At 73.5% G+C, this 12,406-nt stretch carries 11 protein-coding genes; 2 read left to right on the top strand and 9 right to left on the bottom strand.

Annotation, left to right across the window (positions count from 1 at the left end; genetic code table 11):
• The first annotated feature begins 111 nt into the window (after positions 1-111).
• Complete coding sequence (locus ACF062_RS03635) at positions 112-408, top strand: hypothetical protein (protein ID WP_392135158.1); 297 nt, start codon at positions 112-114, stop codon at positions 406-408.
• A gap of 63 nt (positions 409-471) precedes the next feature.
• Positions 472-1,344, top strand: a complete 873-nt coding sequence (locus ACF062_RS03630; RefSeq protein ID WP_392135156.1) for a RimK family alpha-L-glutamate ligase — start codon at positions 472-474, stop codon at positions 1,342-1,344.
• Here ACF062_RS03630 and ACF062_RS03625 read toward each other — a convergent pair.
• From ACF062_RS03625 to ACF062_RS03585, 9 genes are read right to left on the bottom strand one after another with little or no spacing between them, the layout of a single operon-like run.
• Positions 1,328-1,969 (bottom strand): hypothetical protein, encoded by a 642-nt coding sequence (locus ACF062_RS03625; protein WP_392135154.1) that lies wholly within the window; start codon positions 1,967-1,969, stop codon positions 1,328-1,330. The two genes, ACF062_RS03630 and ACF062_RS03625, sit on opposite strands and share 17 nt — an antisense overlap.
• Positions 1,950-2,750: an FkbM family methyltransferase gene (locus ACF062_RS03620; protein WP_392135151.1), complete on the bottom strand. Its 801-nt coding sequence runs from the start codon at positions 2,748-2,750 to the stop codon at positions 1,950-1,952. Before ACF062_RS03620 ends, ACF062_RS03625 begins: the two co-directional genes overlap by 20 nt.
• 14 nt (positions 2,751-2,764) lie before the next feature.
• On the bottom strand, positions 2,765-3,013 hold the full coding sequence (locus tag ACF062_RS03615) for a Trm112 family protein (RefSeq protein ID WP_392135148.1): 249 nt from the start codon (positions 3,011-3,013) through the stop codon (positions 2,765-2,767).
• On the bottom strand, positions 3,010-3,918 hold the full coding sequence (locus tag ACF062_RS03610) for a hypothetical protein (RefSeq protein WP_392136504.1): 909 nt from the start codon (positions 3,916-3,918) through the stop codon (positions 3,010-3,012). Before ACF062_RS03610 ends, ACF062_RS03615 begins: the two co-directional genes overlap by 4 nt.
• A gap of 17 nt (positions 3,919-3,935) precedes the next feature.
• Positions 3,936-4,673: a class I SAM-dependent methyltransferase gene (locus ACF062_RS03605; RefSeq protein WP_392135145.1), complete on the bottom strand. Its 738-nt coding sequence runs from the start codon at positions 4,671-4,673 to the stop codon at positions 3,936-3,938.
• A complete protein-coding gene (locus tag ACF062_RS03600; RefSeq protein ID WP_392135142.1) occupies positions 4,670-6,052 on the bottom strand; it encodes a condensation protein in 1,383 nt (460 codons plus the stop codon). The genes ACF062_RS03605 and ACF062_RS03600 overlap by 4 nt, the downstream gene beginning before the upstream one ends.
• A 28-nt stretch (positions 6,053-6,080) precedes the next feature.
• Positions 6,081-10,484, bottom strand: a complete 4,404-nt coding sequence (locus ACF062_RS03595) for an alpha-(1->3)-arabinofuranosyltransferase family protein (protein WP_392136501.1) — start codon at positions 10,482-10,484, stop codon at positions 6,081-6,083.
• Positions 10,481-11,209 (bottom strand): class I SAM-dependent methyltransferase, encoded by a 729-nt coding sequence (locus ACF062_RS03590; protein ID WP_392135139.1) that lies wholly within the window; start codon positions 11,207-11,209, stop codon positions 10,481-10,483. Before ACF062_RS03590 ends, ACF062_RS03595 begins: the two co-directional genes overlap by 4 nt.
• A complete protein-coding gene (locus ACF062_RS03585) occupies positions 11,210-12,391 on the bottom strand; it encodes a glycosyltransferase family 4 protein (protein WP_392135136.1) in 1,182 nt (393 codons plus the stop codon).
• Positions 12,392-12,406: the final 15 nt, after the last annotated feature.

Genomic DNA, 12,406 nt, shown 5'->3' with positions numbered 1-12,406 from the left:
GACCCCGACCTTGATGCCGCCGCGCGCTCGTTACAGCACGCGTCCGACCTCTTACGCTAGGTCACTTCAGGGGTCGCGCGGAAGCGGCCCGGGTGGGGAAGGGGTACGCGCATGAGGCGACGACGCATGGCCGAGGTCATCGGGGCGCTCGCGGCGGCCGCGGCACTGGCGTTTTCCGCGCCGGGCGCGGCGTGTGCGGCGGAGGGCATGCTGACCATCAACGGCACGCGCCACGTGAATCCGCGCGGCTGCTATCCCATCGACCGGTTCCCGAGCTCGGTCATCAATGACACCCGTTCCATCGCCGAGGTCCACACCGGCCGGAACTGCACCGGCCAGGTCGAGGAACTGGTGTACCCGGGGAGGACCTACTACACGGAGACCGCCAGGAGCGTCTTCATCCTCTGAGCCGCCCCCGGAGGCGGTTGCTAGCCTGCGGGGGCCCGAACTCGCGTCCGAAGAGGAGCCTCCGTGCCCAGCCCCCGCATCGCGCTCGTCACCTGCCGGCCGCAGCCGGAGTACGACCGTGACCTGCCGGTCCTCGCGCGGGCCGTCGCCCGCGCCGGGGCCGATGTCCACGTCGTCGGCTGGGACGACCCGGACGTCGACTGGGCCGGCTTCGACCTCGCGGTGATCCGGTCCACGTGGGACTACAGCCTGCGCGCGGACGCGTACGTGGCCTGGGCCGAGCGGTGCGGCCGGCTCACCCGGCTCGCCAACCCCGCGCCGGTCGTGCGGTGGAACACCGACAAGCGCTACCTCGGCGAGCTGGCGGCGGCAGGCGTCCCCACCGTCCCGACGTACTACTGCCCGCCCGGCGAGGAGCCCGACCTGCCGGAAGCTGACGGGGAGTTCGTCGTCAAGCCGACTTCCGGGGCCGGGGCCAGGTACGCCGCCCGCTACCGCACCGAGGAGCGCGACACCGCCCTCGCCCAGATCGCGCGCATGCACGGCGAGGGATACACCGCCATGGTGCAGCCCTACATGCGGCGCATCGACACCACCGGCGAGCGCGCGCTCGTCTTCCTCGGCGGGCAGTACCTGCACGCGATACAGAAGGGCGCGGTGCTCGCGCCCGGCACGGCGTACGACGCCGACAAGATCCCCCACCCCGACCTGCGCCCCTGGGAGGCGACGGCGGCCGAACTGGACGTGGCGGCGCGGGCGTTGAAGGCCGTGCCGGACGCCCCCGAGCTGCTGTACGCGCGCGTGGACCTCGTGGACGGCCCCGAGGGCGACCCGCTCGTCATGGAACTCGAACTCGTCGAGCCAAACCTCTTCCTCGCCACGCACCCCGGCTCGCTGCCCCACGTCGTGGAGCACATCCTCAAGGCGGCGGTGTGACCCCGGAGCCGGACCCCGCGCCCATCGGCCCGCACTCCACCCGCTGAAGCAGGCCCCATGTGAACTCCGCGACGCACGCCCGCCGTTCACCGCTCCCGTCCTGCGCGGTGAACGCGAGGCGCCACCGCGTCGGTGCCGTCCCCTCCATGGGCCGCGCCGGGGCGAAGGCCCGCGCCACCTCGTCGACCGTGCAGGACCACGGGGTGAGATCGTCGACCGTACGCAACTCCGGCCCCGCCACCCCCGGTGTGCGCACCACCCACTCGTTCCACACCGCTCCGTTCGGCGCGAGCAGCACCTCGAAGCGCAGATCCGGCCAGAGCGGTACCGGCCAGAGCAGGGCCTCGCACTCCAGGTCGCCGATCTGCCGGCGGGCACTCGACTCGGGGGTGCCGAGGACCGAGCGGTAGCGCGCCGCGGCGCCCCGCGAGCGCGACCCCCGCGCCATCGCCTGCCAGCGGCGGTTGGCCTCCCGCATCTCGGCGATGGAGGCGCCCAGTTCGCGGCGGGCGTCCTCCACGAGACCGGGGTTGTGGTCGGCCATGCGGCGCAGCAGGACCAGCTGGAAGTCCAGCGGGGTGAAGGGGGCGCGGGGCGAGGAAGAGCTAGCGGGCATGCGCCCCATCGTCGCGCACCTCGAAGGCGCCCGGGCGGCGGCCTTCCGGAAGGAACAGCACCGAATTGACGTACCGGGGACGCCGGGGAGTGAGGACCCGGCGCAGCAGGCCCTGCGACACGACGTACGCCGTGTCGTCCTGGTGCGCCTCCAGGTCGAAGGCGGCCAGCGGCAGCCAGGTGTCGCCCGGCAGGACCCAGCCCCGGTATCCGTGGCCGGTGAGGAGCTCCACGATGGGGGCGATCGGCTGGATGCGGGCCTCCAGCTCGATGAAGAGCGCCGGACGGTCGCGGGTGATCAGCTCGTGCGCGCCGCGCAGCACCGCCAGTTCGTTGCCGTCCACGTCGATCTTGACGAAGTGGACGTCCCGGAGGCCGAGCCCGTCCAGGGTCAGACACGGCACGTCGAGGGCGGTGGCATGGATGTCGCGGCGGATCAGCGACGACACGCCCCGTCGGCCCTGGTCTCCGCGCGGCAGCCAGAGCCGGGCGGTGCCGGGGTGGTCGCTCGCCGCGCCCTGGACGACGCGGACGTTGCCGGGCGTGCTGGCGGCGAGCAGCCGGGCGAGGCGGGGCACCGGCTCGACGGTCACCACGCGGCGGGCCCGCCCGGCGAGGCGGCGCGACCACGGGCCGTACCAGCCGCCGACGTCCACGGCGGTGCCGCAGTCCGGCGGGCAGAGGTCGCCGAGGCGGGCCAGCTCCGGCTCGAAGCGCGGGTAGACGAGGCGGGCCAGGGAGGCGATGAGCCGGTCGGGGACATAGGGCGCGAGGCGCGCGGCGAGCGTCATGGGCGGCCCCTCCGTCACGGCGATATTCGCTTGAGCAGCTGCTCGTGCTCGTCCTCCGGGACCTGTTCGCCGGAGGAGGGCAGCAGCTGCGGGACGCCGTCGACCACCGGGTAGCGGCGGCGCAGCCGCGGGTTGTACAGCGCCTCTTCCGGTACGAGGGGCGCTTCCTGCGAGGTGAAGGACTCCTCCGGGGTGAGCAGGTGCAGCGGCCCCTTGTCCAGCGGGCAGGCGAGGATCTTCAGCAGCGGGTCTTCGGGGTTCATCCGCTTGTCAACTCCTTGGGCGGGGGCGTGGATTGCGGCGTGGGGCCGTCGTGCTTGGGCATGGCGAGCAGTACGGACACGGCGAGCACCGTGCCCGCGATGCGCAGGGCGAGGCGCACCGGTTCGTGCGGCAGGGCCTCGCCGAACGCCAGCGTGCCGAGGACCGCCGTGAACAGCGCCGTCACCGTCGTGCACACCGGCACGATCAGGGAGGCCCGGCAGCGCTGGAGCGCCGCCTGCGACATGACGAGGCCGAACGCGCCGGTGAACAGGAGCAGGTACGGGTAGGGCGAGAGCAGCAGGTCGACGAGCGCGCCGCCGAGACCGTCCGTCGTCAGATGGCTGGAGACGCCCTTGATGGCCAGCGAGCTGACGCCGTACAGCAGACCCACCGCGACGCCGTACTCCACGCCCGCCGACGGCATGCGGTGGCGGTGCTTGGCGCGGCGCTCCGCCGAGCTGTAGAGCCAGACACCGGCGGCGAGCGAGGGCAGGCAGACGGTGAGGACAAGCGGCGCGGGCGCGCCGCGGCTCACCGTGTCGTCGGTCTCGCTCAGCGACAGCACGACCATGAGCAGCGCCAGCAGGATCGCGCCGACCGCGTACCGCTCGCGCCCCGAGGTCCGCTCGCCGAGCAGGGCCGAGGACAGGAGCAGCAGCAGGACCAGGCCCGACACGAAGATGCCCTGGGCGGCGGCGATCGGCAGCGTCCGGTACACCATCAGCTGCGCGCCGAAGCCCGCCGCCAGGGCCAGCGAACCGCCGATCCACAAGGGGCTGCCGAGGACCTGCCGCAGCAGCCGCACCGGCTTGCGGACGCTGACCGACGGCATGGTGGTCAACGCCCGCTTCTCCAGGACGAACCCGGTGCTGTAGAGCACGTTCGCGAGCAGCGCCGCGGCCACACCCCACCACATGGGACTCAAGTCCTTCGGGCGTGCAGCAGCAGGATCGAGGCGGCGCTCGGGACGGCGCAGGCGAGCCGGTCCAGGGCGCGCAGCGGGCGTGGCACGCCGTGGAAGGGCGCGCCGGACAGGCCCATGACGCTGAAGCCGCTCGCCGCGACGAACTCCCGCAGCGCGCGGGCGGTGTAGAGCCGCAGGTGGCCCACGACCTCCTTGCCGGGGCGGCCGTGGATGCCGCGCAGGCTCACCTCGGAGAAGACCGGCTGCACCCCGGCGAGGAGCAGGCCGCGGTTGTACCAGGCCGCGAGGTTGGGGGTGGACAGCATGAGGTGCCCGCCCGGCCTGAGGACCCTGCGCAGCTCGTCCAGCGCGCTGTCCGGGTCCACGAGGTGCTCGATGACCTCGCTGAACAGGACGGCGTCGGCCGCGCCGTCCGCGAACGGCAGCCCGCCGTCGGTGAGTTCTCCCCGTACGACGTACGGAAGGTGGGCGTGGGCGCGCTTCAGGGCGTCCTGCGACCAGTCCACGCCGATCACCCGGTGGCCCGCGAGGAGCGGTGCCGCGGCCGCGGCGGCCGTGCCGTCGCCGCAGCCGATGTCCAGGACGGTGGCGGTGCGGGCGGTGGCCGGGCCGAGCGCGGCGGCGAGGATGCGGGCCTGGCGCAGGCTGCGGGCGTCGCCCGACGCCACAGGGACGGCCGGGTTCTCGTAGAAGTCGCGGAGCCCGGCGGACCGCCTGCCGGTCGCGGTGGTCACTTCCGCCCCTCCTCGGTCGTGCCGGTCACGGTGTCCTCCGTCGCGTGGAGGTAGTGCTCGAACAGATCCCGCAGGTGCGCTCCGTCGCCGTGGCTGAGCAGCGTCCTCGACCAGCGCAGCGCGAGGTGCAGCCGGCCCGCGGTGGACGCCGTGGTCACGGTGAGGCCGCGCGGCAGCCGGGCCGGGGCGGAGAACCACACGGCGTGCGCGCGGCCCGCGTCGCCGAAGTCCAGGGCGTACGGGATGCGGCCGATGTTGCTCAGCAGTGTCGTCGACGTCCAGGGCGCGGCGGCCCGGCGCAGCCCGCGGGTGACGGCCGCCCGCAGCGTCACCGGGAGCACTGGCGCGGTCAACAGCGTCGCGCCGTGCCCCAGTTGGGGCCTGGCCAGGGCCTTCAGCGCGCGGGTGCGGTCGGAGGTGCGGCGCAGCAGGTCGCGGATGGCCTCCGGGGTCCAGTCGCGCCGCGCCAACTCGGCGGCGCTGAAAGGCACTTCGACGAGGCGGGTGCCGTTGCCGATCGGCATGGTCGCGTCGCGGGGGCGGTCGTCCACCGGCATCGTGATGCGCACGGGCTTCGGCCGCGCGCCGTGCTCGCGGTTCCAGTGCACGATCATCAGCGCGGTCGCCACCATGAGCTGGTCGTTCACGGTGAACGGCGAGCCCTTGGGGCGGCGGGGCACGGGCAGCTCGGCGACCAGCATGCCGTTGCCGGGCGAGGGCTCCGGTGAGCCCTTGGCGACCCTGGCGGGCGGCGACCAGCCCGACGGCGCGTCGGGCGGCAGCAAAGGCGCGGCCCCGGCGCTCTCCGGCGTACGGCTGGGCGGCGCGGCCGGGGAGTTGTCCCGGCCGCCGTACAGCTCGGCGGCCGTCGCGAGGACACGCAGGCAGGCGGGGCCGTCGAGCGCGGTGTGGTTGATGGTCAGGAACAGCACCGCGCCCGGGTCCTCTCCCGGCCGGGCCCCGGAGCCCGGCTCGGCCGCCACCACCTCCAGGCGGATGGGCGGCGAGGCCGACAGCGCAGGCGCCTCGGCCAGCGCCCGCTCCCGGGCCCGTTCGAGGGCGTCCGGCTCCGGCCCCGGGAAGGTCACCACCTCGGTGTCCGGCCCGTCGGTGAGCTCCCACTCGTAACGGCGGCGGTACCAGGGCCCCTTGGCCTCCCGCATCAGGATGCGGGGATGGCGGCGCAGGGCCTCGGTGAACGCGGCCTTGAGCCGCTCGCGGTCCGGTGTGCCCGGCAGGTGCACCTCGATGTGCACGGTCTCCGGCTCCTCCTCCTGGAGGCAGTGCCGGGAGACCTCGTCGACGACGGGGAACGGCACGCGCGCGGGCGGCCGGCCGGGGCCGTCCGCACGCCGTGCCGGGTGTTCCAGTGCGGTCATCGCTGCGTGCCTTCTCCTGTGACTGCGGTCATCGCTGCGTGCCTTCTCCCGTGCCGGGTGTGCGCTTGTGCCGCGGGAAGCGGACCGTCGCGTCGCTCTGCGGCGCGGGCCCGGGGGCGGGCCCTGCCGGTTCGGGTCCACGGGCCGAGACCGTCGGGCCCGCCCCGGGGTGCGCCGGGGCCGGTGGCACCGGTGGGGCGCCCGGCGCGCCGCCGTCACGCCCGCGCTGCGGCAGCGGGGGCGCGGCAGGCTGCCCGGGGGCGGGCCCGCCGCCCGGTCCGTACACCAGCGTATCGGCGGTGTCCGGATGCGCGTACCGCTCCTTCACGCTCACAAGAGCCGCGAACAGCGCGATGAGCGCGAGGAGTTGGGCAACCGGACCGAAGGCACCCTGGTCGGCGCTCACGGCCTGCCCGGCCCCGATCGCCGCCGCGACACCCGCGCCCGCCATCGCCGCGAACGCGATCGGCACCAGCAGGGTGTGACGCCACCAGGCCAGCAGCGCCAGCGCCGGGACGAGCAGGGCGAACGGCCCCGCGATCACCGCGGCCACCAGTGTCAGCGCCACCGTGCCGAGGACCAGGCCGGGCGCGGGCGGCGCGGGCACCAGGGCGTCGGTGTTGCGCTCGCGGCGCCACAGGACGACGAGTCCGATCAGTGCCAGGACGCCGGCCCCGGCCAGGATCAGGCCGATCTCGTAGGTGCGCGACGGCTCGTAGCTGAGCTTGACCGTGCCGCCCTCGCCCTTGGGCACGAGCCAGCCCTGCTGCCAGCCGTCCAGCCGCAGCGGGGTCAGCTCCTTGCCGTCGAGGGTCGCCTTCCAGCCGTCGTTCACGTTCTCGTACGTCGTGAGGTACGAGGCCGCTCCCGCGCCGACGCTCACCTCGCGGCGGTCGCCCAGCCAGTCCTTGACCTTCAGTTCACGGGCGGCCTCGTCCACCGCGCCCGGGGTGCCCCGGGTGAGGGAGGCGTCCATGACGGCGAGCGGACCCGCGTCCCCGGTCTCGACGCTGTGCGCTCCCGCGTCGAGTCGGACCGCCGTGTCCTTCTTGCCGCGCTGGCACAGGCTGATCTCGACCGGCCTGCGCTCGGTGAGGTCCGCGACCTTGCCCTTGGCGCTCGTCTCGTACAGCTCACCGTCGATCGACATCATCGGGCCCTGGCCGCAGGGCAGCGAGAAGCGCGCCGAGGCCTTGGGCCGCGGGGTGCGGTACTCGTCGAGCGCGGGGACATAGACCTCCGTGAGGCCCACCGGCAGCCGCAGGTCGTCGTCCGCGACCGGGTTGTGGACCGTCAGCGGAGCCGTCTTCGTGATGGTGATGTCCATCTGGTCCGTGGTGATCGGGGCGAAGCGGGCGTTGCCGTGCTCGTCCACGCCCGCGGTGGCGGCACCGTCCGGCGAGCTGATCTCGATCTTCTCGGGTCGGGTCGACAGGCCGCCCGCGCCGGGCAGCACGATCTCGCCCACCGGCTTCTTGTCCGGCCACTTGAGGCGGATCACCGGACGCTTGTCCGTGCCCGCGATCCACGCCGTCGTCAGATCACCGTCGGTGAGGTTCCGCGGCGAAAGGCCGTTGCCGAGCCTGGCCGTGGAGTCCGCCGACGCGGTGATCCGCGGCTTCTGCTCCGGGGCCACCTTGTAGAGCAGCTCGTCCAGTTCGGCGCCCGGCACGGCCACCGCGCTCGCCTTCACCTCGTACTCGCCGTCGCCCGTCGTCGTGAAGCGGCGGTGCAGACCCGACTCGGCGTTCACCGGCGAGAGGGCACTCGGGTCGGAGGAGCGGTGCAGCGAGTACGTCGTCGCGTCGGCGCCGGTCGTCTTCTGAGCGTCCTTCGGCAGCTGGAGCAGCTTGGTGACGCGCACCTCGGGGAGGCTGATCTCCGAGAAGCCCGCGCCCGTCAGGCCGGGGCGCGGCTCCTGCGTGTCCACGATCGTGATCTTGATCCAGTCGGTGCTGCCCGCGCGGGCCTTGACGCGCTGCGCCGTGCCGTCCGGCTGGAGCGAACTCGTCACGGAACCGTGCTCGGTCTCGACGCGCACCCGTGTCGGCGCCGCCCGCACACCGTTCTGCGGCAGCGGCGTGACCTGGAAGGAGGAGGGGACGGTGATCGCGGAGTTGAAGTCGGCCCTGATCCACTCGCCGTCCGCCGAACCGGAGCCGCCCTCGGCCCAGGCCGTGGCCGGGTTGCCGTCGAAGGCGTTCACCGGGTCGTACTGCGGCAGGTGGAAGAGCCAGTTGCCGTAGGAGGAGGCGGTCACGGACCTGGCGCCGCGCAGCTCCGCCGTCGTCTGGTGCTCGACGCCGTCGGTCGGCAGGATCTGGTGCGGCTTCTTGCCCGGGTCCTGGACCGCTTCGGGCGCGTTCCGCTCGTCGGGGCCGTAGGTGTACGACGTGTTGGTGTTGACCAGGCCGAAGCGGGTGTCGGCGCGGCGCAGCCCGTCACCGACCGCCAGCAGGCCCGGCGTGCCGACGCCCGGGTGGTTGTCGCCCGTCAGCACGGCCGGACGGTCGCGCATCGCGGGGTCGGCGGAGAGCGGCAGCAGGGACTCCGGTCCGCCGCTGACCACCGCCGTGTTGGACACGGGCTTCAGGCCCGCCTGGCCGGGGCGTTCGGCGCCCTCGCCGGGGGCGTAGATCTCCACCGCGCGGTGGCGCGGGTAGAGGCCCTCCACCTGGAGCGGGGTGTCGTCGGGGATGACGCCGCCGGTGGTCTTCGGGCCGAAGCCGGTGACGCGGCGGAAGCCGGACTCCTCCAGGGTGCGCTTGACCGTCGCGGTCGGGACGTGGCCGACCTGGTCGGGGTCGAGGTCGTTGCGTACGACGACGTAGTACAGCCCGGCGCGGGTCAAGTAGTCGCTCAGGCCCGGCACTTCGCCGCCGGTCATCAGCGCCTGCTCGACCGCGTCCATCGCCCGGCGGTTGCCCGGCGTGCCGAACGGCACGTAGTCGCGCTGCGCCCAGCGGGACTCGGCGAGCACGTCGAGGGGCTGGTCGATGGGGGAGCCCCAGGTGTAGATCCCGTGCGCGGTCGCCGGGACGACGAGGGCGCGCGAGTCGGGGGAGTACTTCTCCAGCCAGTCGGCCGTCGTCTGCCAGTACGTCGGCAGCTTCTGGAACGAACCGGGCTGGAGGATCGAGCCGTTGAGGTACGGCCAGACGAGGCCGGGCAGCACGAGGACCGCCGCGATCAGCGGGGCATGGCGCCTGCCGCGCACCCGCCGCGCCCCGCGCGCCTGCGCGGCGACGCCGACCAGGTGCATCAGGCCGAGGACGAGCGCGAGGGCGAGGCCCGCCTGGAACTTGTAGATGTTGCGGAAGGGGACGAGCCCGCCGTTCAGCCACGACTGGACGGTCTCGTGGAAGGGCGCGCCGAACGCGCCGCCGTACCCGGCCAGCGTGATCAGGGCGACCGAAAGGACGGTCAGGACCAGCCAGCGCCGCTCGGGCAGGTCGCGCCGGGCGAGCCCCGCGAGGCCGAGCGCGGCGGCCAGCGCCGAGCAGACGACGGTCACGACGGCCGTCGCCACCGTCCAGCCGGCCGGCAGCCAGGCCTCACCGAAGTACAGGTACGCGACCCAGTTGCCGGCGCCGCGCAGCGTCTCGGTGGCCGACATGGTGCCGGTGGTGGTGGCCGAGTTCTCCACGTACGGAAGGAAGTTCTCGCCGTGGATGCCCAGCATGAGCAGCGGCACGATCCACCAGGCGGTGGCCAGGATGACGCCCGGCACCCACCAGGTGATCAGCTTCCGCTTGCGCGGGCCGTTGGGGCGGGAGAGGAGGTAGAGGGCGACCGGGAGCAGCGAGGCGAGGGTCGCCGCCGCGTTCACACCGCCCATGAACGGGATGATCAGCGCCGAGCGGCACGCGGCGAGGCGCGCGCTGATCCGCTGGTCGGCCAGCGGGAGCAGCACCCACGGCAGGACCGCGCCGGGCAGCGCCGCCGCCGACGTCGAGCCGACCACCACGGTGAACGTCGGCCACAGCGCGTACACCACCGCGCCGAGCAGCCGGCTCTGACGGCTGCCGATGCCGAGGCGTTCGGCCAGGCGCAGGGCGCCCCAGAACGCCGCCGTCACGATCAGCGACAGCCACAGCCGCTCGGCCAGCCAGACCGGCAGCTGCACCAGGTCGGCCAGGCCGTAGAACGGCAGCATCGGGAACGCGTAGCCGACGTACTGGTCCTGAATGCCGCCGAAGCCGCCGCGGTCGTGCCAGAGCTGGCCGAGGTCGGAGAGGAACTGCCAGGGGTCGACGGTGACACCGAGCTTGGTGTCGAACGTCATCCGCCCCGGTCTCACCGCGAGGAACAGCACGAGCACCACGGCCCAGAACCCCAGCAGCCAGCGCCGCGAGCGCGGCCCCCGCGAGGGTTCAGGGGCGTCGGTCGTGGGTCTTACGGCGGCCGGGGGTGGGGCCTGGACCGTGGTCATGGACACCGCCTGAGTATGAGGAGGAGGTTCCAGGTCGCGACCTCGCGCACACCCGGCACCTTGGTGATCGCCCCGGCCAGGAACGGCCAGTAGCGCGAGCGCGCCGACACCACGTCCACGTCGTCGCGGGCCCGCACCTGACGCAGGGTGGCTCCGACGTGGTGTGCGAAGAGGTTCTCGCCGAGCGTGTGTTTCGCGGCTTTTCCGGTACGTCGTTCATAGCGGGCGCGGGCCCGGTCGGCGCCCAGGTAGTGCCAGGGCGCCCACTCGTGACCGCCCCAGGGGGAGAGCCAGTTGGTGAACGAGACATAGATGAGTCCGCCGGGCCTGGTGACCCGGACCATCTCGCTCAGGAACGTCTGCGGGTCGTCGACGTGCTCCAGGACGTTCGAGGAGAACGTGACGTCGGCGACGGCGTCCGCCAGCGGCAGCAGATAGCCGTCGGCGACGACCGAGCCCTCGGGGGGCTTGGTGCCCGACGCCGTCATCTCCGCGAGATCCGGCTCGAAGAGGAAACTCTGCGCGCCGCGGCGCCGGAACTCCTCGGTGAAGTAGCCGCCTCCGCCGCCGATGTCGACGACGACGCGGTCCTTCACCGGTACGTACGCCTCCACTTGGTCGGCGGCGTCTTTCGCGAGGAGGGTGTAGCAGCGTTCGGGCTCCTGCTGTTCACGCAGGAAGGCCCGGAAGAGCGTGACGGAGCGGCGCAGGGACGGGTCTTTCACTTAGGTCCCCTGCGGGGTCGGGGGCCCGGCGGGCGCGTGGTGGGCGGCGACCGCCTCGGCCGCCACCGCCTGGAACTGCCGGACCGTGTTGCCCCAGCGGAACTGCGCGGCCCGTTCGCCCGCGGCCTTGCCCAACGCCCTGCGGCGCTCGGCGCTGAGCGCCAGCGTGCACCAGGCGGCGGCGAAGGAGCTCTCCCCGCGCGCGAGGAGGCCGGTGACCCCGTCCTCGATGGAGTCGCGGACCCCGGGGACGTCGAAGCCGACCGAGGGGGTCGAGCGCGTCGCCGCCTCGGTGATGACCAGGCCCCAGCCCTCCACGGCCGAGGGATGCAGCAGCATCCAGGCCTCGCAGAGCAGCCGGTGCTTCTCGGCCTCGGAGACATGGCCCCGGAACTCCACGCCGGGACCGGCGAGCCGCTCAAGGCGGGCCCGCTCGGGGCCCTCGCCCACGATCACGAGCCGGCCGCCGGTGACGGGCCTGACCCGTTCCCACAGCCGCAGGAGGAGATCGATCCGCTTGTACTCGACGAGGCGTCCCATGGCCAGGAACAGCGGCTCGTCGGAGCGGGCGTGCAGCGGGCCAGGCTCCTCGACGCCGTTGTGCACGATCCGTATTCGTTCACGGTCCACGCCGATGGCGCGCAGAGCCGTGGCCGTCGACGGCGAGACGGCCACCAGCAGGTTGCCGCGCTGCGCGCCGGACAGGGCCCAGTGCTCCAGTCTTCGCCCGAGCCGGGCCGCGGGGGCGAGCGCGCCTTGGAAGCGCATCCCCCACAGATCGGTGTGGACGTGGTTGACCAGGCACAGGGTCGGCCCGCGGTGCCACAGCGGTGCCAGGTACGGCATGCCGTTGCAGACCTCCACCAGCAGGTCGCAGTCGCCGACCTGCCGGGTGAAGGCGGAGCGTGCCCGCAGGTAGTGACCGAGGTCGCCACCGGCGGAGACCACGCGGTAGTCGCGGTAGGCGGCGGGCCCGCCGCACAGCAGAGTGACCTGGTGGCCGAGTCTGCTGAGCCCGTCGGCCAACCGGTCGACGAGCAGTTCGGAGCCGCCCGCGGCCGGGTTGCCGAGGTCGCGGTGGGCGAGGAAAACGATCCGGCGCGGCTGTGGGGGAGGCGCCGGAAGGTGCTGCGCGTGCCGTGGGGCGGCCTCGCGCAGCGAGGACGGTACGTGCTGGGGCATGCGTGCTCCAACTCG

It is taken from the genome of Streptomyces sp. NPDC015345, assembly GCF_043078805.1.
GTDB lineage: Bacteria > Actinomycetota > Actinomycetes > Streptomycetales > Streptomycetaceae > Streptomyces.
This window is presented reverse-complemented; position numbering and strand designations above follow the sequence as displayed.

Bases quoted from the DNA above. Each gene is read 5' to 3' on its own strand.
- ACF062_RS03635 (WP_392135158.1), top strand. From the start codon at position 112: ATGAGGCGACGACGCATGGCCGAGGTCATCGGGGCGCTCGCGGCGGCC.
- ACF062_RS03625 (WP_392135154.1), bottom strand. From the start codon at position 1,969: ATGGGGCGCATGCCCGCTAGCTCTTCCTCGCCCCGCGCCCCCTTCACC.
- ACF062_RS03620 (WP_392135151.1), bottom strand. From the start codon at position 2,750: ATGACGCTCGCCGCGCGCCTCGCGCCCTATGTCCCCGACCGGCTCATC.
- ACF062_RS03615 (WP_392135148.1), bottom strand. From the start codon at position 3,013: ATGAACCCCGAAGACCCGCTGCTGAAGATCCTCGCCTGCCCGCTGGAC.
- ACF062_RS03600 (WP_392135142.1), bottom strand. From the start codon at position 6,052: ATGACCGCACTGGAACACCCGGCACGGCGTGCGGACGGCCCCGGCCGG.
- ACF062_RS03595 (WP_392136501.1), bottom strand. From the start codon at position 10,484: ATGACCACGGTCCAGGCCCCACCCCCGGCCGCCGTAAGACCCACGACC.
- ACF062_RS03585 (WP_392135136.1), bottom strand. From the start codon at position 12,391: ATGCCCCAGCACGTACCGTCCTCGCTGCGCGAGGCCGCCCCACGGCAC.